Raw genomic sequence first — 23,433 nt, 5'->3', positions numbered from 1 at the left:
AGGAATCGGGTCGCGAGGATATAATGCCCGCGAGACAACTAGATTAATTCGCGGTTTTATTGAGGGCGCAGTTCGGTTAACATGCGCGCCTCATAAAATCGTATCGAGTGTTTTTTCACCGACACAGGTTTGGCCATGCCAGTAAATACTATTTTGGGGCTTTTTGCCAAGTCCCCCATCAAGCCGCTGCAGAAGCATATCGTCAAGGTTCACGTGTGCTGCGAGCAGCTCATTCCCTTCTTTGACGCCGTAGCCGAAGACCGTTGGGAAGATGCCGAGAAGATCCGGCAGCAGATCTCCCAGCTGGAAAAAGAGGCGGATATCCTCAAGCGTGAAATCCGTCTGAAACTGCCGCGCGGCCTGTTCCTGCCGGTTGCACGTACCGACCTGCTGGAACTGTTGACTCAGCAAGACAAGATTGCCAACCGTGCCAAGGACATCTCCGGCCGCATGCTTGGTCGTCGCATGGAATTCCCGGCCGAAATGCGGACGGATTTCATGGCCTATCTCAAACGTTGTATTGATGCGACCGCTCAGGCCGAGAAAGCGATCGGGGAGCTCGACGAGCTGCTCGAGACCGGCTTCAAGGGACGGGAAGTTGAAATGGTTGCCGAGATGATCCATCAGCTGGATCTGATCGAGGACGATACAGACACCATGCAGATCGGTCTGCGCCAACAGCTGCAAGCGGTTGAGCAGAACTACAATCCGATCGATGTGATGTTCCTTTACAAGATCCTCGAATGGGTAGGTGACCTGGCAGATCAGGCCGAGCGTGTAGGCGCCCGTCTGGAATTGATGCTGGCTCGTTCGTAATCCACTGACTGAGTAAACACAACTAATGGACATTATCGCGAATTACGGCACCACTCTGGTGCTCGTGGCGGCCTTGTTCGGCTTCTTGATGGCCTGGGGCATTGGTGCGAACGACGTGGCCAATGCCATGGGGACATCGGTTGGTACCAAATCCCTGACCATTCGTCAGGCGATCATCATCGCCATGATCTTCGAATTTGCCGGTGCCTATCTGGCCGGTGGTGAAGTGACCGCCACCATCCGCAACGGCATCATCGACAGCAATGCCTTTGCCGATAGCCCGGATCTGCTGGTGCTTGGCATGATCGCCTCCCTGCTGGCGGCGGGCGCCTGGCTGATCCTGGCCTCCTACTTCGGCTGGCCCGTCTCCACCACCCACTCCATCATCGGTGCCATCGTCGGCTTCGCCGTGGTGAGCATTGGCCCGGAGGCGGTACAGTGGAGCAAGTTTGGTGGCATCGTCGGCTCCTGGGTCGTGACTCCGGCCCTTTCCGGCGTCATCGCCTACTTCATGTTCATCAGCGTGCAGAAGCTTATCTTCAACACCGATGATCCCCTGAACAACGCCAAGCGCTATGTGCCGTTTTACATGTTCCTGACCTCCCTGGTGATCTGCCTGGTGACCATCAAGAAGGGCTTGACCCACGTCGGTCTGCACCTGACCAATGGGGAAGGTGTCCTGCTCTCAGTGGTCATCTCCATTGCGGTAGCGATCGCGGGCTGGGTCTACATTCGTGGCCAGAAATACAACCCGCAGGATGACAGCAAGATGCACTTCGCCAACGTGGAGAAGGTATTCGGCATCCTGATGGTGATCACCGCCTGTGCCATGGCCTTTGCCCACGGCTCCAACGACGTGGCCAACGCCATCGGTCCCTTGTCTGCGGTGGCTTCCATCGTGGCTTCCGGTGGCGAGATCGCCAGCCAGGCTTCCATCGCCTGGTGGATCCTGCCGCTCGGCGGCATCGGTATCGTGATCGGTCTGGCGACCATGGGCGAGAAGGTGATGGCGACTGTCGGTACCGGCATCACTCACCTGACCCCGAGCCGTGGTTTTGCCGCCCAGCTGGCGACCGCCGCGACCGTGGTGATCGCCTCCGGTACCGGTCTGCCCATCTCCACTACCCAGACTCTGGTGGGTGCCGTCATGGGTGTGGGTCTGGCGCGCGGTATCGCGGCGCTGAACCTGGGCGTACTGCGCAACATCGTGGTCTCCTGGGTCATCACCCTGCCGGCAGGCGCCATCCTGGCCATCGCCATCTTCTACGTGCTGCAGGCCTTCTTCTCTTAAGGAGCAGACTGCCAGCAAAAAGCCCGAGTCATCGACTCGGGCTTTTTTATTGCGCCATGGCTGGCTTGCATCTATCGGTTCAGAGCGCCGCGCAGATCTGCCACAGATCGTACTGGATGGCGGCGGCTGTCACCTCGCGCCCCGCCCCCGGCCCCTGGATCACCAGCGGGTTGGTGCGGTAACTGTCGCTTTCGATGGCGAACACGTTGTCGCAGGGCAACAGGTTGGCAAACGGATGGTGGGGTTCGAGGCTCTCGAGGCCAACTCGTGCCTTGCCGTCATGCTCGAAGCGGGCCACGTAACGCAGCACTTTGCCAAGGCGCCTGGCACCCTCGAAGGCGCTCTGGATCGGGCTGTCCAGCTCTTTCAGCCTGTCCATGAACTGATCCGTGCCGACCTTGCGCAGGGCGACGGGCACCAGGTTCTCCAGCTCGATGTCGGCTGAGTCGAGCTCGAAACCTGCCTCCCGCGCCAGGATTAAAAGCTTTCTACGCACATCCTGACCGGAGAGATCCTCGCGGGGATCCGGCTCGGTCAGACCGTGCTGCCATGCCTCGTCCACCAGCTCGGAGAAGGGGCGGCTGCCATCATACTGCTGGAACAGCCAGGAGAGGGTGCCGGAGAAGATACCGGAAACCCCCTGGATGCGATCGCCGCTCTGGCGCAGCATCTGGATGCTGGACTGGATCGGCAGGCCGGCCCCCACGGTGGCGTTGTAGCGCCACTGCACCTGATGGTCGCGGCAGGTCTGCTTGATGCGCTGGTAGAACTCGCTCTCGGCCGCGCCGGCAAACTTGTTGGCGGCGATGATGTGGATGCCGAGCTGGGCGAAATCGGGGTAGTAGCGGCTCACCGTCTCGCTGGCGGTCATATCCAGCGCAATCAGCGCATCGAAGCCGTGCTGCTCCAGCTGGCCGAGCAGCTCGGGCCAGATCAGTGGTTTGGGGTCGAACTTGTCCTGTACCTTGAGCGGATCCAGCCCCTCCTCATCCAGCAGGCCTCCCCTGGAATCGAATACTCCATAGAGGGTCAGCGCCAGGTTGAGCTCGTGTTCGAGGTGCGCCTTCTCGCGGGCGTAGAGGCCAAGCCAGTGGCCGCCGATATTGCCCTTGCCGAACACCACCAGTCCGACCCGGGTCGGGCGGCTGAACAGGGCGCTGTGCAGGGCGATGAGCAGCGGCTCCAGCACCACCTGGCGCAGCACAGCCACCAGGCTCAGACCGTCCCTGGCCACCTGCACGAATTCCAGCGGTTGATCCGCCAGCAGCTGGTAGAAGCGGTGACACTGTTCGGCGTTGTCGGTGACACCGGCGCCCACCAGGGCCACCAGGCTGAATCCCTCCTTTTGGATAAGGCCGGTGAAGCTGCCCTGCAGCTGGAAGTCGCGCAGCAGCTCGAAGGCCCCTTGCGCCACCTCCAGGGTGTAGGCGAGACGCAGGATCCGGCGATCCGGCTGGCGCTGCAGGGTGAGCGGATTGAGGCGATGACGGGCCAGGTAGGCTTCGATGGTTGCCACTGTCTGGTCAAAGTCGGTCTGCGGTAACACCTTGAGCTCGATGAGGGCGATCTGATCCACCGAGGAGACGATGCGGGCGCCGCCGGAGCGCGGGGCGCGGCGCAGGATATGGGTACAGCCCTCGTCCGGGTTGTAGCTGCAGCGCAGGGTGAGGCGCTGGCGGCTGTCGGCCACCGGTTGCAGGGTGCGCGAATGGAGCACCGAGGAACCGAGGCGGGCCAGCTCGTTGGCCTCGGCCAGGCTCAGGCGCTCCAGCAGGCGCGCCTCCTTCACCCGGCGCGGATCGGCGCTGTAGACCCCGGCCACGTCGCTCCAGATGGTGGTGGATTCACCATCTGCCAGCTGGGCCAGCAGGCTCGCGCTGTAGTCGGAGCCGTTGCGCCCGAGCAGCAGGGAACGCCCCTCCAGGTCGGCGGCGATAAAGCCGGTCACCACGATGCGGCCAGCGTGCTCGGCCAGCCGCGCCTTGAGCAGTTCGCTGGAGAGCAAAGCATCCACCTTGACCAGGGCGCCATCCTCGGCACGCAGGAAGCTGCGGGCATCGAGCCAGATGGCCTTGTCGCCGCGGCTGGTGAGCAGGGCCGCCAGCAGGCGCGCCGACCACACCTCGCCAAAGGCGAGCAGGCCGTTGCGCTCGAAGCGGTCAAACTGCCCTTCCAGAGTTTTGGCGATCAGCTGCATATCGTCGGCCAACTGTTTGCTCAGCTCGAGCTGTAGTTCCCCCTCCAGCAGGCCATCTATCAGGCTCTGCTGGTAGGCTTGCAGGGCGGAGATGGCTTCACCGGCGGCTTCGTCGCCAGCCTCGGCCAGCTCCACCAGCTGGATCAGCCGGTTGGTGGTCTTGCCGGCGGCGGAGACTACGACGAGCTCTCTCCCGCCCCCTTGTTGCTCGGCTTGTTGTTCGAGAATGCTGGCGACCCGGCGGTAACAGACCGGATCTGCCAGGCTGCTGCCACCAAACTTGTGCACATGGCGCCGCTTCAATCCTGCTTCTGTTGCCACCGCGATCTCTCCTTGCTGTTGTTGCTGTTCCATTACTTCGCCGCCTGTTCTGCCTGTGCAAATGCCTGGGCCAGATCGGCCACCAGGTCTTCACCGTGTTCAATACCGACCGACAGGCGCAGCAGTTGGGCGCTGATGCCTGCCGCTTGCTGCGCCGCCGGGGTCATGGCCCTGTGGGTCATGCTGGCCGGATGGGCCACCAGACTCTCCACCCCGCCGAGTGACTCCGCCACCGAGAAGAGGGTGAGGGCAGCGAGGAAGGCGCGAATGCCCGCTTCGTTGCAATCGAGTTCAAAACTTAGCATGGCGCCAAAGCCCGACTGTTGACGGCGCGCAATCTCGTGGCCCGGATGGCTCGGCAGGCTGGGGTGATAGATGCGTTTGACCAGGGGTTGCTGCTGCAGGAAGGCGAGGATGCGATCCGTGTTCTCCTGGTGGGTGCGCAGGCGAGGAGCCAAGGTGCGCAAGCCGCGCAGGGTGAGGTAGGAATCGAACGCCCCGGAGGTGAGACCCAGACAGTTGGCCCACCACACCAGCGACTCGGCAACGGCCTGTTCCTTGGCAATTGCCACGCCGCCCACCACGTCCGAGTGGCCGTTGATGTATTTGGTGGTGGAGTGGACCACCAGATCTGCCCCCAGCGCCAGCGGCTGTTGCAGCAGGGGAGAGAGGAAGGTGTTGTCCACCACTACCTTGGCGCCCGCTTCGTGGGAAGTCCTGGCAATGGCGGCGATGTCCACCACCCGCAACAGCGGATTGGAGGGGGTCTCTATCCATACCAGCGCCGGTTTTTGCGAAAGCGCCTCGGTCAGCGCCGTCTCGTCCCCTTGGTCGACGAACAGCACCTTGTAGTGACCCTTGGCCGCCAGGTACTCGAACAGGCGCCAGGTACCGCCGTAACAGTCGTAGGGGGCGATCAGCAGATCTCCTGCCTTGAGCAGGGCTGTGGTGACCAGGTGGACGGCACCCATGCCAGTGCCGGTGACCACGGCGCCGGCGCCCCCTTCCAGCGCCGCCAGCGCATCCGCCAGATTGGTGCGGGTTGGGTTGCCGGAGCGGGCATAATCGTATTGACGAGGCTCGCCGAAGTCGGCAAAGGTGTAGTTGCTGGAGAGGTAGATGGGTGGCACCACGGCACCGTGCTGCTGGTCTGTCTCAATCCCGGTGCGTACCGCCAGGGTGGCCTTGTGGGTCATATCACTCTCCTTGATGTCTCTTCGAACGCAGGCATCTTGCTGTCACGCGTTATCCCGCCATTGCTGGCCTATGGTGATTCACACTACGCGAGCAAGAAAAAGCCGTCAATAGCTCTAGACGTCTAAATGGCTTTGCCGTTGGATTGCCATTGATTTCCTTAAGGGTTAAAATCCGCGCTCACGGCCAAATGAGAACAGGTGAGTCATGGGAACAGAGTGGAACGGCGACTACGTCAGCCCCTACGCGGAACACGGTAAGAAGAGCGAACAGGTCAAGAAGATTACCGTCTCGATCCCGCTCAAGGTGCTGAAAGTACTGACCGATGAACGCACCCGCCGTCAGGTGAACAACCTGCGTCATGCGACCAACAGCGAGCTGCTCTGTGAAGCTTTCCTGCATGCCTTCACCGGTCAGCCGCTGCCCTGCGACGACGATCTTCGCAAGGATCATCCGGACAGCGTGCCTGCCGAAGCGCGTGCGATCATGGAGGCGCTGGGCAAGGAAATCGAAGATTTCGACAAGGAATAACCCCTTTCAATGACGCGGCTGATGGCCGCGTCATTGCTATCTGCCATCCCCCATTGCCGCCTTCGCCGCTACCCGCGCACATTGGTTCTCTCCGCCACTCTTGTTGTCGCCTGACCGGCGCTCTCTTCTCTTGCGTTGCCCGGTGACCGACAGCCGTCACGAAGCGGCCGTTTGCCGAAGACAAGGGCTGGTATTTCGGGGCATGCATGAGTCTCATGAGACATTGGCGGGACGAGGAGCCGGAATGCAGACCATAAGCTGGCAGGATTTCGAGATGGTGGAGTTGCGGGTGGGCACCCTGGTGCGGGTCGAACCCTTTCCCGAGGCGCGCAAGCCCGCCTACAAGGTGTGGGCGGATTTTGGTCCCGAGCTCGGCGTGCGCAAGAGCAGTGCCCAGATAACGGATCTCTACCAGCCAGAGGAGCTGGTTGGCCGTCAGATCATCGCCGTGGTGAACTTCCCGACCAAACAGATTGGCCCCTTCCAGTCCGAATTTCTGCTGACCGGTTTCTACCGGGCGGATGGCGCCGTGGTGATGGCCATCCCGGAGCAGGCGGTGGAGAACGGTGCCAGGCTGGGGTAAACCGGTGCGACACAGAGACAAAAGAGGCGACCACAGGGTCGCCTCTTTCTCTTTGCATCTTGTTACTTCAGCAGGCTGAAGAGCAGTGCAGAAACCGCTAGGGAGCCGGTCAGCAGGATGAAGCCGTTGGTCCAAGGGTGACGGAAGCGCGCCAGCGACTTCACCTTGTAGATGGCCACTACCGGCATGATGAAGAGGATCATGGCGATGACGGGGCCGGAGAGGGTCTCCATCAGGCCGAGGATACCCGGGTTGACCACGGCCGCACCCCAGATGGAGAAGAACATCAGGGCGATGCCCAGCTTGTCGGCCCTGGCCAGCGACAGGCCGGTGGGCTTGGCGATCAGGGTCTTGAGGCTCTCTCGCGCTCCCAGGAAGTGGCCGAGGAAGGAGGAGCTGATGGCGATGAAGGCGATGAGCGGCCCCAGGGTCACGATCACCGGGTTGTCGGTGATGTTGGCGAGATAGGAGAGCACGGAGACATTCTGGGCCTTGGCCTGCGCCAGCTGGGCCGGAGTGAGGCTCAGCACGCAGGAGAAGACGAAGAAGAGTACGAAGCCCACCAGCATGATGGTGGTGTTGCGCAGGATCTGGCCGCTCTTGGCCTCGGCCTGCTCGCCATATTCCCGGCGCTGCACGTTGGCAAAGCCCGAGATGGCGGCGGCATGACTGAAGGCGAATACGGTCACCGGCAGCGCCAGCCAGACGGTGTTGAGGAAGCTGCCGCCCTCAAATGCGCTCATCTGTGGCCACTGCCACTGGGGGATCAGATAGCAGGAGAGGGCCGCCAGTATGGCCGCCAGCGGGTAGACCATGAAGGCGAAGGCTCGCAGCATCGCCTTCTCTCCCGCCAGCATCACGGCGATCATGGCGAACACCAGCATGCCGGAGAGCATCACCCGATCCGGGGAGGCCATGCCGAGCTGGTTGACCATAAAGCTCTCCACCGTGTTGGTCAGTCCCACGCCGTAGATGAGCAGGATCGGGAAGATGGAGAGGAAGTAGAGCGTCGAGATGAGGCGGCCGGCCATCTTGCCGAAGTGCTCCTCGGCCACATCGGTGAAATCGGCGTGGGGGCGGGAAGAGGACAGCACGAAGCGCGCCAGCCCGCGGTGGGCCAAGAAGGTCATGGGGCCAGCCAGCACGGCGACTATGATGAGGGGCCAGATCCCGCCCAGACCCAGGTTGATGGGCAGAAACAGGATGCCGGCACCGACGGCGGTACCAAACAGGCTGATGACCCAGTGGGTATCGTGACGGCGCCAGCTGCTGGCGGTGGCAAGGGTGGATTGGGAACCGGAGAGCTCCCGGGATGCCTCTGTAGATAAACTCATTGATAATTCACTTTTTGTTAGTGTTTTAATCTGAGCTTATTGTGGTTTATCGGGATTTAATTCTCAAAAATCCGGGGTGAAACATATCACTACCATAATGGGCGAAAGCCAGTGAAATTGGGAATAGAATCGGGTTTGCGAAATTAAGTAAAACTGGAAATATAAAAAATATCAGGATATAAATCCTAATTTTCATTCATAATTAATTTTTTGTCTCGGCTAACTGAGTGTTTTCAGAATTACATGAAAATCATGCCGATACTCCGGATTCGGTTGTGATGATTCACTATCATTCTCACCATTTGCCAGAGGATATCCCTACCCATTGTCGATATAGCCAGCGGATCACACCAAGCAAAGAGGCAGCCTGGTAGCCGCCTCTTTGCGCTGTCCGATGACATATCAACCAGGCTGCTGAACCAGGATCTTGTTCCAGGCGAGATCCGGATCCCCCATCACGATGAAGTCAGGGTTCTCCAGCGACTCCGTCTCGTTGTAACTGAGCGGTTGCAGCGTCAGGCTGAGGATGCGGCCACCGGCCGCCTCGACGATGCACTGGGCAGCAGCAGTATCCCACTCGCCGGTGGGACCGAGCCGCACGTAGCAATCGGCCGCCCCCTCCGCCACCAGGCAGGATTTGAGGGAGCTGGAGCCGAGCGGGATCAACTCGTAGTTGATGGCCGGGTTGAGGCGACGGGTCAGGTTTTCCAGTTTCTGGCGACGGCTGATGGCCACCACCAGCGAGTCGGGCTGATTGTGCTCGTGGTGCATGGCGCTGATGGGATGTACTTCGCCATCCACCTCCTTGAAGGCGCCATGGCCGCGTACCGCCCAGTAGAGTACGTCGGACTCGGGGGCATAGATGACGCCGAGCACGGGCACATTATCCCGTACCAGGGCGATCAGGGTGGCGAAGTCGCCGCTACCGGCGATGAACTCGCCGGTGCCGTCGAGGGGATCCACCAGCCAGTATTGCCGCCAGTTGGATCTCAGGCTGAAGGGGATGTCGGCGGCCTCCTCGGTCAGCACAGGCACGTGGGGAGTGAGCGCCGACAGCGCCTGTTTGAGGTAGGCATCGGCAGCAAGGTCGGCACTGGTGACCGGGGTCGCATCCTCCTTCAGCTGACGCTCGAACTGACCGCCGTGATAGATTTCGTGAAGGATCCGCCCCGCTTCGCGGGCGATCTCCTTGACCCCTGGCACCCAGGCCAACAACTCCTGCATTTCGTTATCCTCTGTCTTTATTGCCGATGCCCGCGAGCGGGCTAGTTTTCCTGCTCCGCCAGCCACTTGCGGGCCAGCAGCAGGGCGCAGATGCTGCGCGACTCGGTAAAGTCGGGGCGCGCCAGCAAATCGTCGATCCGGTTCAGCGGCCAGGGGATCACCTCGAGGGGTTCTGGCTCGTCACCGATCCTTTGCTCGGGGAAGAGATCCCGGGCCAGCAGTATCTCCATCCGGCTGGAGAAGTAGCCCGGTGCCAGCGACACCTGTTTGAGGGGGATCAGGGTGCGGGCACCAAAGCCAGCCTCCTCCATCAATTCGCGGTTGCCCGCCTCCAGGGCGTCTTCGCCTGGGTCGATCAGCCCCTTGGGAAAGCCGAGCTCGTAAGAGTGGGTGCCCGCCGCGTATTCGCGCACCAGCAGCAGGGTGTGGGCATCGAACAGGGGCACCACCATGACGGCACCCCGGTTGCCGCCGCGCATCCGCTCGTAGATCCGTTCTTCGCCATTGGTGAATTTCAGGTGCAGGGACTCCACCTTGAACAGGCGACTCTCGGCCACCAGCTCGGCCTTGAGGATCTCCGGCTTGGGTTTGTCGTGGTCCAGGATCTCGACACGGATGTGTTCGGGTTTGTTCTTGTGGTGGTTGCTCATCGACCGCGGGTTGCTCGTTAAAAAATCGTGCTTCAAGAGTAAACGACTCCCACCCCGAACACCACGGGACAAGGGCGCGAAAGGGGATGGAAAAATCGTTATACTGCCCCCCGGTTTTTTTCATGACGCTTGCTTCAGGAGACCCCATGCCGACCCGATTGCCCTGGCACCAGATAGATACCGTTCTGCTCGATATGGATGGCACCCTGATCGATCTGCATTTCGACAACCATTTGTGGCAGCAGCTGGTCCCCGAGCGCTACGCCGAGCAGCACGGCTTGCCGCTGGCCGAGGCCAGGGCGCGGATAGACGCGCACTACCACGCCGTCAACGGCACTCTCAATTGGTACTGTGTCGATTACTGGAGCCAGACTCTGGGGCTGGATATTCGCGCCCTCAAGCAGGAGACCCTGGAGAAGATCCAGTGGCGGCCCCATGCCATCCCCTTTCTGGCCGCGCTGCGGGCGGCGGGCAAAAAGCTGGTGCTGTTTACCAACGCCCATCCGGCCAGCCTGTCGGTCAAGGATGCGCGGCTCGGATTGGGGGAACATCTGGATCAGCTGGTGAGCACCCATGAGCTGGGCTGGTCGAAGGAGAGTCAGCACTGCTGGCAGGCGCTGGCGCAGCGGCTGGCGTTTGACCCGGCCCGCACCCTGTTTGTCGATGACAGCGAGCGGATCCTGCGCGCCGCCGCCGACTACGGTATCGGTTTTCAGCTCGCCATCCAGAATCCGGACAGCTGCCAACCCGAACAGCAGATCACCGCTTTCCCGGCGATCCGGGATTACGCCGAGCTGTTGCCGCTGGCAGTCTGAGCGGACTAAACCGCTGGCTTAAAACGACAGAGGGCTGCATGGTGCAGCCCTCTGTGTTTGGGAGACGGATGGGGAGAGTGTTTCACAGCTCCTTGAACGGGCGGCGCTTCTCCTCTTCGATGACGATAGCCTCCAGGTTGGCCACCCGCTCTTGCAGCTCCCTGATGACCTGATCCTGCTTGCCGAGGCGATCCGTGATGCGGGCATCCCCCATCTGGTAGCGGGCCCGCTTGCCGAGATAGCCAAACAGCACGCTGATAAACACGATCAGGACTATGCCTGTCCACATGGTCATGTCACGACTCCTTGTCGTCATTAACGGCGATCACTGAATGGGATCACCCCGTTTTCTCACAGTCACCAGTCCGTCGCAACGGGGCGCAGACTCCCTTTGTGATGGCGGTTGCAATAGATGCGTTATTGCCAGAGCGGTCTGCCGATCCAGAGCCCCCACAGGGTGATGTGCAGCAGCACGATAAACCAGAACACCAGCCGGTAGCTGCGCTTTTGGGTCTTGTGACGCAGCCACTGGCGGGCCACCAGGGCACCGGGCCAGCCACCGCACAGCTCCAGCAGATGGAGGCGGGATTCGGGAATGCGCCACTCGCCGCGCACCGCCTGGCGCTTGTCCCAGGCGTAGGCGGCCACGGTCAGCATACTCATTACCAGCAGCACCGCCAGCGGCCACCACTGTTGGCCGTCGAGACCGAGCCACAGGGCCGAGCCGAGTGGCAGCAGGGCCAGCGCCATCATTGGGCCAGCTCCCGGCAGCGCTCTTCGTCCTGCTCGAGGGTGCGGATCACCCGGGCCGGGTTGCCCACGGCCACCGAGTCGGCCGGGATGTCGCGGGTCACCACGGCGCCGGCCCCTATGATGGAGCGGGGGCCTATGGTGACGCCGGGGCAGATGATGGCACCGCCACCGATCCAGCAGTCATCGCCAATGTGTACCGGCTTGTTGTAGGCGGTCCAGTTGCGCCGCTCCAGGTAGTTCATAGTGTGGGTGGCGGTGTAGATCTGCACGTTGGGGGCCAGCAGCACATGGCTGCCGATATGCACTTCACCCACGTCGAGTATGGTGACGTTGAAATTGAAGAAGGTCTTTTCGCCGATGTGGATATTGCGGCCGAATTCACAGGTGAAGGGAGTGCTGATCCAGCAGGAGTCGGGGCAGTGACCGAACAGCTCGCGGCACAATCGCTGTCGCAGGGCCTCGTCGCCGGCCGAAGAGGCGTTGAGCTCGGCCAGCAGCGCCTGACCACGGATCCGGTCGTTCGCTATCTCCTGGCTCTGGCTATCGAGGGCGCCCCCCGCCAGAACCTTGTCCCAGTCGCTTGCCATGTTTACCTCCACAATATGCAAGAGAGGCCAGTATACGTGACCGGCGCTGGGGCGTCAGGCTGTCACTTGCTGCAAGATCAGGTGCCGGGCCAGATGAGCGGCAGGATCAGCAGGGCCGAGATGAAGTAGGGGAGCAGCACCCGCAGCCCCAGCCTGCGCCCGCCGATGCCGAGTGCCAGCAGCCCCTTCACCAGTGAGTTGACCAGCCCGGCGAGCAGGATGCCGCGGGCTGCCACCTCCAGCGCCAGCTCCTTGTGGGAGAGCTGGGAGAGGGAGAGGGTGATGGCGTCCACGTCGGTGATCCCCGAGACCAGTGCCAGCAGATAGACCCCGGAGTTGCCCACCTTGCTCTGCAGGAAAGTAGCCATGAAGCCGATGAGCGCCAGCAGCAGGCCGAACTTGATGGCGGTGGCGAGATCCAGCGGGTTGCTGGTCTGGGGCTGCACCGGGCCGTCGGTCAGCTCCTCGCGCTGGCGCCAGAACCAGAACGCGAAGCCGTAGACGGTGACCGCCAGCAGCAGCAGGGGGGCGGCGAGGCGCATCGCCAGCTCGTTGTGGATCAGCAGCACCAGCACCAGCAACCGCAGCCACATGGTGGCCCCCGCCAGCAGTATGCCGGTAGCCAGCAGCCGCTCCAGCCCGCCCTGCTCCTTGTTGAGGCGGGCAAACTGCAGGGTGAGGGCGGTGGAGGAGGCGAGCCCTGCCAGCATGCTGGTGAGCACCAGCCCGGCGCGGGTACCGAGCAGGCGCACCGCGAAGTGGCCGCAAAACGAGATGCCCGCGATGATCACCACCATCAGCCAGATCTTGAAGGGGTTGAAGGCATCGAGCGGCCCTATCTCCTCGTTGGGCAGCACCGGCAGCAGTACCAGGGTGATGAGCAAAAAGCGCAGGGTGGCGTGAAATTCGGTTTCGCTCAAAAACAGCATGCCCTGTTGGATCTTGCCCTTGAGCCCCATCAGCAGGGCCGCCAGTACGGCGCAGGCGACCGCCTCGCTCGGGCTCAGCAGCACCGACATCAGGCCCAGCAGATAGGTGAGCAGCATGGCTGCCGAGCTGGTGAGGCCGAACTCCCCCTGCCAGCGCTGGGCCAGCCAGACCGAGAGGCCGCAGCCAATCACCACCGCCAGCAGGCCAAGCAGCGGCAGCCAGGGGCCAAGGGTCGGCAGCAGCAGGGCACAGACCCCGCCGAGCAGGCCGATGAGGCCGTAGGTCCGCATCCCGGCGATGCGCTGGTTGTCCCCCAGCTGGCGCACCTGCCAGCCGCGCTCCAGCCCGATGATAAGACCGATGGCCAGCGACACCAGGGCGCCATTGACCGGTTCTGCATTGATCCACATAACGACCTCCTTTTCGCCCTGTGTCTGCCTTGCTCCCATGATGGCACAGCCGGCTGACGGGCAGAGGGGTCTGGCTCACAGAGTGCACGAATGACGCCCTTTGGGGGATTTATATGAGTAAAAGAGATAAGCAAAGCGTTATTTCTTTCTTCTTGGCATAACTGCTTCGCGGCATGCTGTCCTTAACCCAACGATAAGGAGCATCACCATGACACTGCGAACGACCGCCCTGACAATCTTCTCTCTGCTGGCCTTCCAGGCGGGGGCCGCCGAGATCCGCCTGCTCAACGTCTCCTACGATCCGACCCGCGAGCTGTTTCAGGAGTACAACGCCGCCTTCGCCAAAGAGTGGAAGGCGAAAACCGGTGACGACGTGGTGGTGAGTCAGTCCCACGGTGGTTCCGGCAAGCAGGCCCGCGCCGTGGTGGACGGACTGGAAGCGGACGTCGTCTCGCTGGCACTGGCCTATGACGTTGATGCCATCGCCAAGACGGGGCTGATCGCCGCCGACTGGCAGAGCCGCCTGGCCAACAACGCCGCCCCCTACACCTCCACCATCGTCTTCCTGGTGCGCAAAGGCAATCCCAAGCAGATCAAGGATTGGGGGGATCTGGTGCGCAAGGATGTAGCCATCGTCACCCCCAATCCCAAAACTTCCGGCGGGGCGCGCTGGAACTATCTGGCCGCCTGGGGCTATGCCCTGAAGCAGAGCGGCAGTGAAGAGGGGGCCAGGCAGTTCGTCGGCAATCTCTTCAAAAATGTGAAGGTGCTGGACTCCGGCGCCCGTGGCGCAACCACCAGCTTTATCGAGCGGGGCCTTGGCGACGTGTTGCTGGCGTGGGAGAACGAAGCCCTGCTGGTGCTGGGCCAGGCCGGCAACCGCGACAAGTTCGAGCTGGTGGTGCCGTCGGTCTCCATCCTGGCCGAGCCACCGGTGGCGGTGGTGGACAAGGTGGCCAGGAAGCACGGCACAGAGGCGGTGGCCAAGGGCTACCTGAAGTACCTCTACTCAGACGAAGGGCAACGGATCATCGCCAAGTATCACTATCGCCCCAGCAATCCGGCGATCCTCAAGGAGACGGCCGCCCAGTTCCCGAAATTGACCCTGTTTACCGTCAAGGAGCTGGAAGGGGATTGGAACAAGGCCCAGCAGAAGCACTTCGCCCAGGGTGGCCTGTTCGACCAGATTTACCAGCCGGGCCGCTGAGCGGCACGCCCCCCATCACTCACTGGCCAGCGCGCCAACGGATAGGAGTAACAAGATGGACAAGATCCTCCTGGTTCCCGGTTTGCACGATAGCGGGCCGGATCACTGGCAGAGCCGCTGGCACCTGCACTTTCCCCACTGGCAGCGCATGAGGGGGTTGCCGTGGGACAAGCCGAACCTGACGGTCTGGAGCGCCAAGCTGGCGAGCAAGCTCAAAAGCCGTCGCGGCCGGGTGCACCTGGTGGCCCACTCCTTCGGCGCCCTGACCGCTATTGCCGCCGCCCGGCTGCAACCCCACAAGATTGCCTCCATCCTGCTGGTGGCGCCGGCGGATCCGGCCCGTTTCGGCATTGCAGACGAGCGACTGGCCGGCCCCCTGCTGGTGTCGGCCCAGATGGTGGCCAGCCGCAACGATCCCTGGATGAGTTTCGAGCGGGCCGAACACTGGAGCCAGCAGTGGCAGGTGCCGCTGTTTGATGCCGGTGAGGCGGGTCATATCAATGCCCAGTCCGGTCACGGGGAGTGGCATCAGGGACTGCATCTGCTCGGCAACCTTCACCGTCGGGCCGAGATGGTGATCGAACCGGCTCCGGTGGCGTGGAAAGGGTGCCCGGCTCTGGGGTTTCGCTGATGGTTGGATGACCGCGGGGGAGGGATGGAGATCGAGATGATAACTGTCTGATTTTGTTCACTGGCTCAATTGCACAAGGCTCCGTTTTTCAGGTCTTTTGTTGATATGAAAGACCTTTTTTATCTGGGTTGCCCGCAACGCCCTGTTTTCACGCCGTTAGACAAAAAAGTGATTAGCAAAGGTGTTATTGGTGTTTGTGACGGGGAATGAGAGCCAGCAGAATCACTATGTCGAAATTAATTTATAACACATGGATTTGTTATGCGATTTGGTTCTTATTCTGTTCTGCCTGGCTTTGGCCAGACCCTCGGCTTCAGTCTGCTCTATCTGGGGTTGCTGGTACTGCTGCCCCTCTCGGCACTGGTGCTGTTTGCGCTGAATAACCTGACTGCTGCCGAGTTCTGGCAGGTGATAGGGTCGCCCCGGGTGCTGGCCTCCTTTCGTCTGAGTTTCGGGGCGGCGTTTGTCGCGGCGCTGCTCAACAGCCTGTTCGGCCTGATCCTGGCCTGGGTGCTGGTGCGTTACACCTTCCCCGGCCGCCGTCTGGTGGATGCGCTGATCGACCTGCCATTCGCCATGCCCACCGCCGTCTCCGGCATCGCCCTGTGCGCCATCTTCGCCCCCAATGGCTGGATCGGTCAGTGGGTTGCTCCACTCGGTATCGAGCTTGCCTACAACCCGATTGGAGTGGTCATCGCCCTCACCTTTATCGGTCTGCCGTTCGTGGTGCGCACCCTGCAACCCGTGCTGCGGGAGGCCGAAGCAGAACAGGAAGAGGCGGCCGCCAGCCTGGGGGCCGATCGCTGGCAGACCTTCCTGCGTGTGCTGTGGCCGACCCTGGTGCCGGCCCTGCTCACCGGCTTTGCCCTGGCGTTTGCCCGTGGCGTGGGGGAGTACGGTTCGGTCATTTTTATCGCCGGCAACCTGCCCATGGTCTCTGAAATTGCGCCCCTGATGATCATGAGCCACCTGGAGGAGTACGACTATGCCGGTGCCTCTGCCATCGCCGTGGTCATGCTGCTGATCTCTTTTGTTTTATTGCTGCTTATCAACAAGTTGCAGGCCTGGAGCTGGGCCCGCATCGGGGGGAGCCGGATATGAATGCATCGACCATCGCCATGGATGTCGCCCCCGTGGTGGCAGAGGACCAGCGCAAGGCGCCGCCGGTGATCCGCGAGCCGCAGTGGGTCAAGTGGCTGCTCATCACCCTGGGGCTGGGCTGGTTTGTTGCCCTGTTGCTGCTGCCGCTGGCGACCGTCTTTATTCAGGCGCTGAGTCCTGGCCTGGCATTTTTCTGGCAGGCCATCAGCGAGCCGGATGCCCTGAGCGCCCTTGGGCTGACCGCTCTGGTGACCCTGTTCGCCGTGCCCCTCAACCTGTTGTTCGGCCTCGCGGCCGCCTGGGCCATCGCCCGTTTCCGTTTCCCGGGCCGGCAGCTGCTCGTCACCCTCATCGATCTGCCGTTTTCGGTCTCGCCGGTGATCGCGGGCCTGATGCTGGTGCTGCTGTTTGGCAGCCACGGCTGGTTTGGCGACTGGCTCAGTGAGCACGACATCAAGGTCATCTTTGCCACCCCGGGCATCATTCTGGCCACCACCTTCATCACTGTGCCCTTCGTGGTGCGCGAACTGCTGCCCCAGATGGAGGCGCGCGGCCCGGAAGAGGAGGAGGCCGCCATCATGCTGGGAGCGAGCGGATTGCAGATGTTCTGGCGGGTTACCCTGCCCGGGATTCGCTGGAGCCTTATGTACGGCGTGCTGCTCTGTACTGCCCGGGCGGTGGGGGAGTTTGGCGCCGTCTCCGTGGTCTCCGGCCATATTCGCGGCCAGACCAATACCCTGCCGCTGCATATCGAGATCCTCTACAACGAGTACCAGACCGGCGCCGCCTTCGCGGTGGCAAGCCTGCTGGCGCTGTTCGGGATCTTCACCCTGCTGGGGGAAACCCTGCTGGCCCGGCTGCGTGGCCAACCCACCCACTCTCACTGATCACAGTTTCAAGGAGGCAGCCATGAGCATTCAGGTGCAAGGACTCAACAAGCATTTCAACCAGTATGCGGCACTGACCGACATCCACCTCGATTTTCACGACGGTGAGCTGGTGGCCCTGCTGGGCCCCTCCGGCTGCGGCAAAACCACCTTGCTGAGGATCATCGCCGGGCTGGAGCAGGCCGACGCTGGCCGGATCATTATCCGCGGCGAGGATGCCTCGGCGCTGCACGTGCGCGAGCGCAACGTCGGCTTCGTGTTCCAGCACTACGCCCTGTTCCGCCACATGACGGTGTTCGAGAACGTGGCATTCGGCCTGCGGGTCAGGCCGCGCAACGAACGCCCGGGCGAGGTGGCCATCCGTGCCCGGGTCAGGGAGCTGCTGGATCTGGTTCAGCTTGGCCACGTGGCCGAGCGCTACCCGACCCAGCTCTCCGGCGGCCAGCGTCAGCGGGTCGCCCTGGCCCGTGCCCTGGCGGTGCAGCCCAGGGTGCTGTTGCTGGATGAGCCTTTCGGCGCCCTCGATGCCCAGGTGCGCAAGGAGCTGCGCCGCTGGTTGCGGGAGTTGCACGACGAGTTGCACGTCACCAGCCTGTTCGTCACCCACGATCAGGAAGAGGCGCTGGAGGTGGCGGATCGGGTGGTGCTGATGAACGCCGGCCGGGTCGAGCAGATCGGTACCCCGGCCGAGGTCTATGACCATCCCGCCAGCGCCTTCGTGCACAGTTTCCTCGGCAGCGTGAACCAGTTTCGCGGCCGGGTGGCCGAACAGGGGTTCGGCATCGGTGAGCAGTTGCTCGGCGGCCCCTCGACCGCCCATCTGGCCCCGGGCAGTGCCGCCATCGCCTATGTGCGTCCCCACGAGCTGGAGATTCTGCCGGTAGAGGCCAGCGGCGGTATCAGCGCCACCATCACCCGCCTGCTGCCCATGGGGCCGCGCATCCGGGTGGAGCTACGTGGCGAGGGGGGCGTCCACTACGAGGTAGAACTTGGCAAGGAGGCGGCCAGCCATTTCACGCCGGGCCAGGAGGTACGGCTGGTAGCCAGACAGGCGCAGTTCTACCCCGATTACCAGATTTGATGGGCTATCCAGGCTGGATGCGAGTCATCGGCCTGCCCGCATCACCCACAACGCATGGCGGTGGACACCGCCGCGACTCGACGCAGGAGGCGATGAGTGAACTTTCAGCAGTTACGTATTATCCGGGAGGCTGCCCGGCGGGATTACAACCTGACCGAAGTGGCCAACGCCCTGTTCACCTCCCAGTCCGGAGTCAGCCGCCATATTCGCGAGCTGGAAGAGGAGCTGGGGGTGGAACTCTTTATCCGCTATGGCAAGCGGCTGCTCGGCATGACGGAGCCGGGCAAGGAGCTGCTGGTGATCGCCGAGCGCATCCTCGGGGATGCCGAGAACATCCGCAAACTGGCCAGTACCTTTGCCAACCGCGATTCCGGACGCCTGCTGGTGGCGACCACCCATACCCAGGCCCGTTACGCCCTGCCCCGGGTGGTGAAGGCGTTTCGCGAACAGTTTCCGCTGGTACAGCTGGAGCTGCGTCAGGGAGGGCCGGAAGAGATAGTGCGGCTGGTGCAGACCGGCGAGGTGGACATCGGCATCAGCAGCGAGCAGCTCGACAGGAGCGAAGGGGTGGTGGCCTTTCCCTACTATCGCTGGCATCACAACATAGTGGTGCCGGAGCGCCACCCGCTCTCGCAAGAGTCCGAACTGACCCTGGAGGCGCTGGCCGACTGGCCCATCATCACCTATCAGGCGGGGCTGACCGGGCGGGTGCGAGTGGACGAAGCGTTCGCCGAGGCGGGGATCACGCCGCAGATCCTGCTGACCGCCCAGGATTCGGATGTCATCAAGACCTATGTCGAGCTGGAGATGGGGGTCGGCATACTGGCGGACATGGCGTTCGATGCCCGGCGCGATCACACCTTGGTGCAACTCGACGGCAGCCATCTGTTTGCGCCGCACACCGCCTGGATTGGCCTCAAGCAGGGGCAGTTCCAGCACAATTTCGCCTGGCAATTCATCCAGCTCTGCAACCCCGAGCTGGCGCTGGCCGACATCCAGGCTCGTGCCATGGGCGGCGAGCCCCAGATCGATTACCAGATCTGAGCCTCTCACCAGACCAAACGGGGAGCCACTGGCTCCCCGTTTTCATGTCGCGATGAAACGATTAGTTCAACTCAATCCAGGCATCCTGCCAGTGGGAGCCGGTGCCCGGCTCATACTGGGTCGCGTTGGCAGACCACTGGCTGCACCAGCCACTGTAGGGGAAGGGTTTGCACTGGTAGACCTTGCCGTTCTTGGGTTGCAGCACCCTGGTGCCGTCGGTGTAGGACTTGAGCCCCTCCGGAAAGGCGAAGTCATGAGCGCCGCCGGCAGCGGGATCCTTGAACATCAGATCCAGAGTCTGCTGGAGCGGGGTACCGCCATTTTTCGGGGTGCCCTTGATCACCAGCTGGTGGTGACCGGCGCTGAGCCCGGTGAGCGGCATGGTGAAGCCCTGGCTGCTGTCCTTGATGTCGGCGCTGGACTGGCCTTTGGCGATGCCACCATGGTCATACAGGGTATTGGTGACGGTCAGATCGCCCTGGGTGGTGACGGTGAAGTCGAGGGTTGCCTTGCCGTTGTCGAGCTGGTATTCGCTCGCCAGACCGCTGACGCTGATGTCGTTGCCAACCGGCGGCTGCAACTGCTCGAGCTGGATCTCGACCCGCTCCAGAGCGCTGCCCGCCTTGAGGTAGACGGGGTTCTGGCCGTAGACGGGGTTGAACTGGCCATCCGTCCCCTGCTGGCCGGCACGGATCAGGCTCTGTTCTGCGTTGATCTTGCCGGCCAGGGCGTGGGCCCAATTGTTCTTCTGGCCTTGCTCCGCGCTGGCGATGGTCAGCTCGGTCTGCAGATCGGTGCGCTCGCCGTTGGCATCGAATACCCGGGTTCTGGCCTTGTCGCCGGCCGCCAGATCGATGGAGGGGTAGATGGTGCCGCCCTGGGTCCACGCCAGCGGTGGCTGGGTACCGCCCTTGAAGTTGGCATCGATCAGGTTGTAGAAGCTGTTGGCGGTATCACCCACTTCCCACACCCCGAGAATGATCTGGTAACCGGTGCGCTCCGGCAGGATGCACTGGTGGGTGACCTGCTTGGGCGGTTGCACCATGTTGCCGTCGATGACGCAGAAGGGGGTGAGCTCGAAGGCGTCGCGAGTCAGAGGCTGGTTCGGGTTCCAATCCTGTTTGGTCAGGTAGTAACGCCAGTTGCGGGTCACATGATTGGCGGTGAAGGTCCAGCTGATGGAAAAGGGGCCGGCCTGCACGTCGCGGCGGGTCCAGCGATCGCTGGTCTGGGCGTTGAGCTCACCGAACTGGGGATGGCCGGCGGCAGCAATCTGCCCATCTGCCGGGCCGCCGTCCGGGAAGCCGGAGGAGGCCTCCAGGCTCTGGGGTTCCCACTGCACGGCGCCGCACTGGCTGTTGCCGCCGGTCTTGCACAGGGCGTTGCGCGATTCCGGCTGGCTGATGTAGCCGTGGGCCTGCACGCTGCCGCTGGCGAGCAGCGCCAGGGCGGTGGCGAGGTGATTTAATCTGATGCTTGCTGCCATACATTCCTCTGGTCGATAGATGTGGGCAGTCACGTTGGCAGGGGAATCCCCGGGCACACCTGAGTGTGGCAACCCCGCTATCCTGGACGAACGTCTTTAGACCGGAAGTTTTGCGTCCTGACTTTTCAGCCAGTTTGCCAAATGACTACAGAAAGGGTCATGGTGTCGCGTTTGGCGACAAAATTATCATGACTAATTTTGATTAAATTATTAAGTGTAAATCTTTACAGCTTGACCTTTCTAGCGTTGGTTTTTCACTCAACTATATGTTTTTAAATGTATAAATAATCAGCCTAGTCTTCTTAAGCTCGCCAATCATGTCGATAAGATGCGAAAATTTGGCATTTTTTATCAATAAAAAAATCCCCTGCCACCTTCGTGGTCAGGGGATGGGATGCGACAGTGCAAGACGGATCAGTGGCGAACCCGGGGGGATCCGTTCTGGCGCGGTGACGGCATCTGCATGGGCAACGGGCTCTGTTCGCTGGCGTGGCCGAGTTTGAACACGGCGAGTCGTTCGTCCAGGTTGCGGGAGAGGCCGGCCAGCAGCTCGCTCTCCTGAGCCAGCTGGGAGGCAGACTGCGACATCTCCAGCGCCGAGTCGTTGATACCGCTGACATTGCGGTTCATGTCTTCGGCCACCATGCTCTGCTGTTCGGCGGCGGTGGCGATCTGGGTTGCCATGTCGCTCACGTGCTGGATGTGGTTGACGATGAGGGAGAGATCCTGGCCTGCCTTCTCGGACTGGTTGACGCTGCTCTCTGCCAGCTTGCGGCTGGTGTCCATGGCGTCGGCCGCACTCACCGCCCGCTGTTGCAACTGGGCAATGGTGCCCTGGATCTCTTCGGTGGACTGGCGGGTACGGCTCGCCAGCTGGCGCACCTCGTCGGCGACCACGGCAAACCCGCGCCCCTGTTCGCCGGCCCGGGCAGCCTCGATGGCGGCGTTGAGGGCCAGCAGATTGGTCTGCTCCGAGATGGCGCTGATGACGGCGGTCACCTCGCCTATCTGCATCACCCCCTCCTTGAGCTGATTGACCTGCAGGGTGGCCTGCTCCACCTCGGTCGCCAGCGCCTGGATGCCGTGCACGCTGGCGTGTACGTCCTGATTGCCTAGGCCGGCTTCGCTGGTGGCATCCTGGGTATCGCGGGCGGTATTTTCGGCGTGACCCGCCACATCCGAGATGGTGGCGCTCATTTCGTTCATGGCAGTGGCAAGCTGGGCCAGTTGATCCCGCTGGCTGGTCACTGCCTGGTTGGTCTGCTCGGCGGAGGCCGCGATGCGCAGGGCGGCATCCGCCACGTTGCGGGCCCCCAGGCTCGCCTCGAGCAGGGCGTGGCGGATGGCATCCAGACCCTGGTTGGTACAGTGTGCTACCATCCCCAGCTCATCCTTGCCCTCAACCGGGATGCTGACCACCAGATCCCCCTTGGCGACCCGCTGCATGGCGTGATTGATCCGGGTGAGGGGATTGACGATGGAGCGGCTGATGGCAAATCCCAGCAGGCCCATCAGCAGGGTAGCCAGCAGGGTCGCGCCCCCCATCAACTCATACTGGGACCAGATGGTCGCTTCTATGTCTTGCAACAGGATGCCGGAGCCCAGGATCCAGCCCCAGGGCTGGTAGCCGGCAACCAGCGACATCTTGCGGGCGGACTCGCCGGAAGGGGATGCCCAGAGATATTCCAGCCGACCCTGATGCCCCCCCTTGCCGAGATCCACCATGCGCTGCCAGTGGTCCTCCGTATGTGCTGCGCGCTGTTCCCCCATCTGCTGGCCGACCAGTTCCGGCTTGGCAGGGTGGACGATGATGTGGCGGGTCTCATCGATCACGAACAGGTAGTTGTCGCCATCGAAACGCATGCTGTTGAGCATGGCCCTGGCCTCGGCTTGTGCCTGGTCGGCAGGCAGGCTGGTGGCGAGGGCCTGGATCCGGCTCATGGCGAGATCCAGCACCGCCTGCAGCCGCGCCTCCCGTTCACTCATCAGGTTGCGATGCAGGGCACTGGCCGAGATCAGCAGCAGTGCGATAAAACCGGCCAGCGCCAAGGTGAGCAGCAGCATCAATTTGCGGCTCACGGCGATATCACCGAGCTTGAACATGGTATCTCCCTGATTTCCTTATGGGTCTGGCTGTGTCCAGCCACTCCCGTGCTCCAGATTATTTTGCAGTTAACATTTAATTAACTTTCAAAAGCTTGCCGCTAGCGAGAGCTAATTGAGTATTTCAACAACAGTATAGTCAGCAGATAGCTCTCCCCACTTTTTGGTAGCTTGTTTATGCGCATCCCGGCGCATTATTTGCCAACACAAATGAATGAGATGGCATTTCACCAATAAGGAGTGGGCCCCGTGCGGGT

General features: G+C 62.1%; 22 protein-coding genes and 1 riboswitch. Of the genes, 11 read left to right on the top strand and 11 right to left on the bottom strand.

From position 1 onward, the window contains the following. Positions 1 to 135 precede the first annotated feature (135 nt). Together BN1123_RS09915 and BN1123_RS09910 are read left to right on the top strand one after the other, a co-directional pair. Complete coding sequence (locus BN1123_RS09915; protein WP_026458279.1) at positions 136 to 816, top strand: TIGR00153 family protein; 681 nt, start codon at positions 136 to 138, stop codon at positions 814 to 816. A 25-nt stretch (positions 817 to 841) separates the two neighbouring features. Next, the gene (locus BN1123_RS09910; RefSeq protein WP_042026730.1) at positions 842 to 2,107 is read left to right on the top strand and encodes an inorganic phosphate transporter; all 1,266 of its coding nucleotides are present in this window, start codon (positions 842 to 844) and stop codon (positions 2,105 to 2,107) included. Positions 2,108 to 2,186: 79 nt separating this feature from the next. On the opposite strand, the gene BN1123_RS09905 is transcribed toward BN1123_RS09910, so the two are convergent. Both BN1123_RS09905 and metB read right to left on the bottom strand, forming a co-directional pair. Next, on the bottom strand, positions 2,187 to 4,658 hold the full coding sequence (locus BN1123_RS09905) for a bifunctional aspartate kinase/homoserine dehydrogenase II (RefSeq protein ID WP_042026729.1): 2,472 nt from the start codon (positions 4,656 to 4,658) through the stop codon (positions 2,187 to 2,189). Further along, positions 4,658 to 5,821: a cystathionine gamma-synthase gene (gene metB, locus BN1123_RS09900; RefSeq protein ID WP_042026728.1), complete on the bottom strand. Its 1,164-nt coding sequence runs from the start codon at positions 5,819 to 5,821 to the stop codon at positions 4,658 to 4,660. The genes BN1123_RS09905 and metB overlap by 1 nt, the downstream gene beginning before the upstream one ends. Positions 5,822 to 6,026: 205 nt before the next feature. Between metB and metJ the strand changes: the two genes are divergently transcribed. Beyond that, positions 6,027 to 6,350, top strand: a complete 324-nt coding sequence (gene metJ, locus BN1123_RS09895; RefSeq protein ID WP_026457225.1) for a met regulon transcriptional regulator MetJ — start codon at positions 6,027 to 6,029, stop codon at positions 6,348 to 6,350. Between the two features lie 244 nt (positions 6,351 to 6,594). After that, positions 6,595 to 6,933 carry a tRNA-binding protein gene (locus BN1123_RS09890; RefSeq protein WP_026457224.1) on the top strand — a complete coding sequence of 113 codons (339 nt, stop codon included), beginning with the start codon at positions 6,595 to 6,597 and terminating at the stop codon, positions 6,931 to 6,933. 62 nt (positions 6,934 to 6,995) lie between these two features. Here BN1123_RS09890 and BN1123_RS09885 read toward each other — a convergent pair whose 3' ends face one another. The 3 genes from BN1123_RS09885 to nudE form a co-directional block, all read right to left on the bottom strand. Further along, the gene (locus BN1123_RS09885) at positions 6,996 to 8,267 is read right to left on the bottom strand and encodes an aromatic amino acid transport family protein (RefSeq protein ID WP_042026726.1); all 1,272 of its coding nucleotides are present in this window, start codon (positions 8,265 to 8,267) and stop codon (positions 6,996 to 6,998) included. Between the two features lie 402 nt (positions 8,268 to 8,669). Then, the gene (cysQ, locus tag BN1123_RS09880) at positions 8,670 to 9,491 is read right to left on the bottom strand and encodes a 3'(2'),5'-bisphosphate nucleotidase CysQ (RefSeq protein WP_042026725.1); all 822 of its coding nucleotides are present in this window, start codon (positions 9,489 to 9,491) and stop codon (positions 8,670 to 8,672) included. Positions 9,492 to 9,532: 41 nt separating this feature from the next. Next, positions 9,533 to 10,141, bottom strand: coding sequence for an ADP compounds hydrolase NudE (gene nudE / locus BN1123_RS09875; protein WP_026457221.1), 609 nt, complete (start codon positions 10,139 to 10,141; stop codon positions 9,533 to 9,535). 146 nt (positions 10,142 to 10,287) lie between these two features. Here nudE and yrfG point away from each other — a divergent pair, with 146 nt between their 5' ends. Continuing rightward, positions 10,288 to 10,956, top strand: a complete 669-nt coding sequence (gene yrfG / locus BN1123_RS09870; protein WP_042026723.1) for a GMP/IMP nucleotidase — start codon at positions 10,288 to 10,290, stop codon at positions 10,954 to 10,956. Positions 10,957 to 11,038: 82 nt separating this feature from the next. Here yrfG and BN1123_RS09865 read toward each other — a convergent pair whose 3' ends face one another. The 4 genes from BN1123_RS09865 to BN1123_RS09850 form a co-directional block, all read right to left on the bottom strand. Then, positions 11,039 to 11,251, bottom strand: a complete 213-nt coding sequence (locus BN1123_RS09865; protein ID WP_026458093.1) for a hypothetical protein — start codon at positions 11,249 to 11,251, stop codon at positions 11,039 to 11,041. Positions 11,252 to 11,373: 122 nt separating this feature from the next. After that, positions 11,374 to 11,709 (bottom strand): DUF1294 domain-containing protein, encoded by a 336-nt coding sequence (locus tag BN1123_RS09860; RefSeq protein ID WP_026458094.1) that lies wholly within the window; start codon positions 11,707 to 11,709, stop codon positions 11,374 to 11,376. After that, positions 11,706 to 12,296, bottom strand: a complete 591-nt coding sequence (locus BN1123_RS09855; RefSeq protein WP_042026721.1) for a sugar O-acetyltransferase — start codon at positions 12,294 to 12,296, stop codon at positions 11,706 to 11,708. Before BN1123_RS09855 ends, BN1123_RS09860 begins: the two co-directional genes overlap by 4 nt. Before the next feature lie 77 nt (positions 12,297 to 12,373). After that, a complete protein-coding gene (locus BN1123_RS09850) occupies positions 12,374 to 13,636 on the bottom strand; it encodes an MgtC/SapB family protein (protein ID WP_026458095.1) in 1,263 nt (420 codons plus the stop codon). Positions 13,637 to 13,844: 208 nt separating this feature from the next. On the opposite strand from BN1123_RS09850, the gene BN1123_RS09845 reads away from it, so the two are divergent. From BN1123_RS09845 to cbl, 6 genes are all read left to right on the top strand, one after another. Then, positions 13,845 to 14,843: a sulfate ABC transporter substrate-binding protein gene (locus BN1123_RS09845; protein ID WP_042026720.1), complete on the top strand. Its 999-nt coding sequence runs from the start codon at positions 13,845 to 13,847 to the stop codon at positions 14,841 to 14,843. A 55-nt stretch (positions 14,844 to 14,898) separates the two neighbouring features. Beyond that, the gene (locus BN1123_RS09840) at positions 14,899 to 15,474 is read left to right on the top strand and encodes an RBBP9/YdeN family alpha/beta hydrolase (RefSeq protein WP_042026718.1); all 576 of its coding nucleotides are present in this window, start codon (positions 14,899 to 14,901) and stop codon (positions 15,472 to 15,474) included. Between the two features lie 261 nt (positions 15,475 to 15,735). Beyond that, positions 15,736 to 16,575, top strand: coding sequence for a sulfate ABC transporter permease subunit CysT (gene cysT, locus BN1123_RS09835; protein WP_042026717.1), 840 nt, complete (start codon positions 15,736 to 15,738; stop codon positions 16,573 to 16,575). Continuing rightward, positions 16,572 to 17,462, top strand: a complete 891-nt coding sequence (cysW, locus tag BN1123_RS09830) for a sulfate ABC transporter permease subunit CysW (RefSeq protein ID WP_042026716.1) — start codon at positions 16,572 to 16,574, stop codon at positions 17,460 to 17,462. Before cysT ends, cysW begins: the two co-directional genes overlap by 4 nt. A 22-nt stretch (positions 17,463 to 17,484) precedes the next feature. Next, the gene (locus BN1123_RS09825; RefSeq protein ID WP_042026715.1) at positions 17,485 to 18,543 is read left to right on the top strand and encodes a sulfate/molybdate ABC transporter ATP-binding protein; all 1,059 of its coding nucleotides are present in this window, start codon (positions 17,485 to 17,487) and stop codon (positions 18,541 to 18,543) included. A gap of 96 nt (positions 18,544 to 18,639) precedes the next feature. Continuing rightward, positions 18,640 to 19,587: an HTH-type transcriptional regulator Cbl gene (gene cbl / locus BN1123_RS09820; RefSeq protein WP_042026713.1), complete on the top strand. Its 948-nt coding sequence runs from the start codon at positions 18,640 to 18,642 to the stop codon at positions 19,585 to 19,587. 61 nt (positions 19,588 to 19,648) lie between these two features. Here cbl and gbpA read toward each other — a convergent pair whose 3' ends face one another. Next, positions 19,649 to 21,073 carry an N-acetylglucosamine-binding protein GbpA gene (gbpA, locus tag BN1123_RS09815; protein WP_082037521.1) on the bottom strand — a complete coding sequence of 475 codons (1,425 nt, stop codon included), beginning with the start codon at positions 21,071 to 21,073 and terminating at the stop codon, positions 19,649 to 19,651. 64 nt (positions 21,074 to 21,137) lie between these two features. Further along, positions 21,138 to 21,222: riboswitch (cyclic di-GMP riboswitch) on the bottom strand. Between the two features lie 265 nt (positions 21,223 to 21,487). Continuing rightward, positions 21,488 to 23,176, bottom strand: a complete 1,689-nt coding sequence (locus BN1123_RS09810; protein WP_042026712.1) for a methyl-accepting chemotaxis protein — start codon at positions 23,174 to 23,176, stop codon at positions 21,488 to 21,490. Positions 23,177 to 23,433 lie beyond the last annotated feature (257 nt).

Origin of the sequence: Aeromonas enteropelogenes (assembly GCF_000819845.1) — a bacterium.
In the GTDB taxonomy this organism is placed as follows: domain Bacteria; phylum Pseudomonadota; class Gammaproteobacteria; order Enterobacterales; family Aeromonadaceae; genus Aeromonas; species Aeromonas enteropelogenes.
Note: the sequence above shows the minus strand (reverse complement) of the source record. Positions and strands in the feature narration are given on the sequence as shown.

Bases quoted from the DNA above. Each gene is read 5' to 3' on its own strand.
- metB (WP_042026728.1), bottom strand. From the start codon at position 5,821: ATGACCCACAAGGCCACCCTGGCGGTACGCACCGGGATTGAGACAGAC.
- BN1123_RS09845 (WP_042026720.1), top strand. From the start codon at position 13,845: ATGACACTGCGAACGACCGCCCTGACAATCTTCTCTCTGCTGGCCTTC.
- nudE (WP_026457221.1), bottom strand. From the start codon at position 10,141: ATGAGCAACCACCACAAGAACAAACCCGAACACATCCGTGTCGAGATC.
- BN1123_RS09855 (WP_042026721.1), bottom strand. From the start codon at position 12,296: ATGGCAAGCGACTGGGACAAGGTTCTGGCGGGGGGCGCCCTCGATAGC.
- BN1123_RS09910 (WP_042026730.1), top strand. From the start codon at position 842: ATGGACATTATCGCGAATTACGGCACCACTCTGGTGCTCGTGGCGGCC.
- cysW (WP_042026716.1), top strand. From the start codon at position 16,572: ATGAATGCATCGACCATCGCCATGGATGTCGCCCCCGTGGTGGCAGAG.
- gbpA (WP_082037521.1), bottom strand. From the start codon at position 21,073: ATGGCAGCAAGCATCAGATTAAATCACCTCGCCACCGCCCTGGCGCTG.
- BN1123_RS09850 (WP_026458095.1), bottom strand. From the start codon at position 13,636: ATGTGGATCAATGCAGAACCGGTCAATGGCGCCCTGGTGTCGCTGGCC.
- yrfG (WP_042026723.1), top strand. From the start codon at position 10,288: ATGCCGACCCGATTGCCCTGGCACCAGATAGATACCGTTCTGCTCGAT.
- BN1123_RS09825 (WP_042026715.1), top strand. From the start codon at position 17,485: ATGAGCATTCAGGTGCAAGGACTCAACAAGCATTTCAACCAGTATGCG.
- cysT (WP_042026717.1), top strand. From the start codon at position 15,736: ATGCGATTTGGTTCTTATTCTGTTCTGCCTGGCTTTGGCCAGACCCTC.
- BN1123_RS09810 (WP_042026712.1), bottom strand. From the start codon at position 23,176: ATGTTCAAGCTCGGTGATATCGCCGTGAGCCGCAAATTGATGCTGCTG.
- BN1123_RS09860 (WP_026458094.1), bottom strand. From the start codon at position 11,709: ATGATGGCGCTGGCCCTGCTGCCACTCGGCTCGGCCCTGTGGCTCGGT.
- BN1123_RS09890 (WP_026457224.1), top strand. From the start codon at position 6,595: ATGCAGACCATAAGCTGGCAGGATTTCGAGATGGTGGAGTTGCGGGTG.
- BN1123_RS09905 (WP_042026729.1), bottom strand. From the start codon at position 4,658: ATGGAACAGCAACAACAGCAAGGAGAGATCGCGGTGGCAACAGAAGCA.
- BN1123_RS09865 (WP_026458093.1), bottom strand. From the start codon at position 11,251: ATGACCATGTGGACAGGCATAGTCCTGATCGTGTTTATCAGCGTGCTG.
- metJ (WP_026457225.1), top strand. From the start codon at position 6,027: ATGGGAACAGAGTGGAACGGCGACTACGTCAGCCCCTACGCGGAACAC.
- BN1123_RS09885 (WP_042026726.1), bottom strand. From the start codon at position 8,267: ATGAGTTTATCTACAGAGGCATCCCGGGAGCTCTCCGGTTCCCAATCC.
- BN1123_RS09840 (WP_042026718.1), top strand. From the start codon at position 14,899: ATGGACAAGATCCTCCTGGTTCCCGGTTTGCACGATAGCGGGCCGGAT.
- cysQ (WP_042026725.1), bottom strand. From the start codon at position 9,491: ATGCAGGAGTTGTTGGCCTGGGTGCCAGGGGTCAAGGAGATCGCCCGC.
- BN1123_RS09915 (WP_026458279.1), top strand. From the start codon at position 136: ATGCCAGTAAATACTATTTTGGGGCTTTTTGCCAAGTCCCCCATCAAG.